Origin of the sequence: Candidatus Protofrankia californiensis, from assembly GCF_900634765.1 — a bacterium.
Taxonomy (GTDB): domain Bacteria; phylum Actinomycetota; class Actinomycetes; order Frankiales; family Frankiaceae; genus Protofrankia; species Protofrankia californiensis.
Window position 1 is genome coordinate 1 of the sequence record NZ_CAAAFT010000386.1, and the last position, 2,617, is coordinate 2,617.

The 2,617-nt window shown below is 71.5% G+C and carries 1 protein-coding gene and 1 pseudogene; one reads left to right on the plus strand and one right to left on the minus strand.

The window, feature by feature from the left end; translation table 11 throughout:
* Positions 1-1,625, minus strand: a 1,625-nt coding sequence (tnpC, locus tag DD1DGNOD_RS19750) for an IS66 family transposase (protein WP_131770792.1), incomplete at its 3' end; no start/stop codon positions are given.
* A gap of 90 nt (positions 1,626-1,715) precedes the next feature.
* On the opposite strand from tnpC, the pseudogene DD1DGNOD_RS19755 reads away from it, so the two are divergent.
* Positions 1,716-2,617 (plus strand): annotated as a pseudogene (locus tag DD1DGNOD_RS19755) (transposase); the annotation flags it as partial.

The following is a 2,617-nucleotide window of genomic DNA, read 5'->3' on the forward strand; positions in this document are numbered from 1 at the left end:
GTCTGGGGGCTGGGGCTGTGGTGAGGGACCGGTGAGGGGTTCACAGCCGGGCTGGGTGGCCCCGCTGAGATCGTTGTCGCGGGGCCGGGCCGTGTCGTCGTGGGGGTCGTGCCGCCAGATGAAGAACCGTTGCAGGGCTGGGCCTTCGGGTGCCCTGCCGCCGGCGGCGGCACAGGCGCCGAGGTAGTCGGTGAGGTAGGCCAAGGGTTCGTGGCCGTTGCGTTCGGCGGTGGCGCGGTGACGGTCCAGACGCAGGCGGCCAGGTGGGCGGACCACTCGGCCTGGCTGCCGTAGCAGTTCTTCCGTCCGACCACCGGGGTCCGCAGCGCCCGCTCCGCGATGTTGTTGTCCAGGCCCAGGTCGGGGAAGTCGCGGTGGCGTACCAGCCCTTCCCATTCCCGATCCAGGGTGGCCAGGACCTTGCGGGCCGCCGGGTGCAGGCTGTAAATCGCGGCGTCCTGCCGGCGGGCGGTGTCGATAGCGACCAGGGCCGCCTCGAACGCGGCCAGGGCTTGGGCGCGCTCGTCGCCGCCGGGTTCGGCGGCGGCCAGGTTACGGTGGGCCAGGTAGAGGTCGCCGATCCGGCGGACCCACAGGTCGCGCCAGGGCCGCAGCTGGAGGTAGGCGTCCCCGGCCCGGACGAAGCGGCGCCTCATATGGCTCCAGCACCACAGCGGGTCGACGCCGTCGAGGCGGCCCAGGGCCTGGTAGACGGTGAAGAAGTCGGCCGAGAGCACCAGGTGGCGGCCGTCCGGCAGCGCCCCGTCCTTCACGTCGACGCCGAGGTGGCGTTCGAGCATGGCAGCCGAGCGGGTGGGGTCCATGGTGAACACGGCGGTGTCCGGGGCGAGGAAGACCCACAGCCACCAGCGGTGCCCGCGCGTGCGGCCGGCTTGTTCGAACACCCGCCAGCCGGTCTCGTCGGCGTGCAGGTGCGCTGCCTCGGCGTTGCGGGCGGCGATCGCCTCGGTGATCGGGGCCAGCAGTCCGGCGGCATCCTGAAGCACTCCGCACAGGGTGCCCTCGGCCACCTCCAGCCCGTCGGCGGCCAGCGCTGTGGCGATGCGGTGCAGCGGGCGGCCCAGCACGTACTTCTCGTGCAGCAGCCTCGTGAGGAAGCCGGCGGTAAACCGGCCCTGGGGGACCGGTTTGGGTGGCACCGGCGCGATCACCGTGCGTGGGCCGGGCAGGTGCAGCGGCGGCAGTAGCGTAGCCGTCGGCGCACGATCCTGGTGATCGTCACCTGCCAGTCGATCTGCTCGCTCGTCTCGCTGCCGAGGAACTCGAAATCCCTCCCGCAGTGGGGCACATCCGCTGGCCGGGGGTACGTCGTGGATCTCCTCGCGGATATTGAGCCGGGAGTAGTCCCGCCGGCCGTGGCCCCTGCTGCCCGGCCGTTGGCCGCGCCGCCTCAGCTGGCCGGGCTTGCGGCCGCCCTCGGTGTCCTGTCCGTCGGGTTCCTCGGTCCCGCCGCCTCGGCCGGGGCGGTTCTTCTCGGAGTATGGGCCGAACAGCAGCCGGCTTAGCACCGCGACCTGCTCACCCAGCTCCGAAGCCCATGCCTCGGCCCGCTCGGCACGGGCGCGCCAGTACGCCACGTCGGTGACGTCGTCGGCCGCAACCACGGGGGCACGCCATCTAGGGCGCGTATCTGGTTGTGATCTGTTTGCGGGTTTCGTCCTCGCGGCGGGGTGTGATCCGGTAGATCTTCGTGTATGACGCGGGTGCAGTTAACGGACGCCGAGTGGGAGTTCATCGAGCCCTATCTGCCGGTCGGCGCGTTTGGTCCGTACCCGCAGCGGTTGCGGGCACAGTTCGCCGGTGTGGTCTGGCGGTTTCGGACGGGTGCGCCGTGGCGGGAGATGCCTGGGGAGTTCGGGGCCTGGCCGACGGTGCACAACCGGTTCCGGCAGTGGCGGGACGCCGGTGTGTTCGCGGCCCTGCTGGAAGGCATGATCGCTGAGGCTGCGAAGCGGGGTGCGGTGGACTTGTCCCTGGTCAGCGTGGACTCCACCACGGCCCGGGCTCACCATGACGCTGCCGGGATGCACCTCGACCCGGACGTCCTCGCCGCCTTGGAGAAGGCCGCTGCCGAGGAGGAGCAGGCCCGGAAAAAGGGGGCGGCCCGGAGGAACAAGACGGGCAGAACGCCGCAGACGACCCCGAGCGGGAGCGGCGCCGGCGCCTGCGGGCCCGGCACAGGGTCCGGCTGAAGGCCGCGTTACTCGGGCGGTCGAGGGGTGGGCAGACATGCAAGGCCCACCTCGCCGTCGACCGCGGGTGCCGTCCGCTGGCGTTTGTCCTGACCGTGGGCCAGGCCGCGGACAGCCCGCAGTTCATCGGTGTCCTGGGAAAGGTCCGGGTACGGGGGCCCGTCGGCCGCCCTCGTACCCGTCCCGGCGCGGTCGCCGCCGACAAGGCGTACTCGTCGCGCGGTAACCGCGCCTACCTGCGTAAACGTGGTATCACCGCGGTCATCCCGGAGAAGAAGGACCAGGCCGCGAACCGGAAGCGCAAGGGCGCCAAGGGCGGCCGGCCCGTCCGCCACGACGCCGACCTGTACAAGCAACGGAACACCGTCGAACGTCTGATCAACAAGCTGAAGGCATGGCGAGGC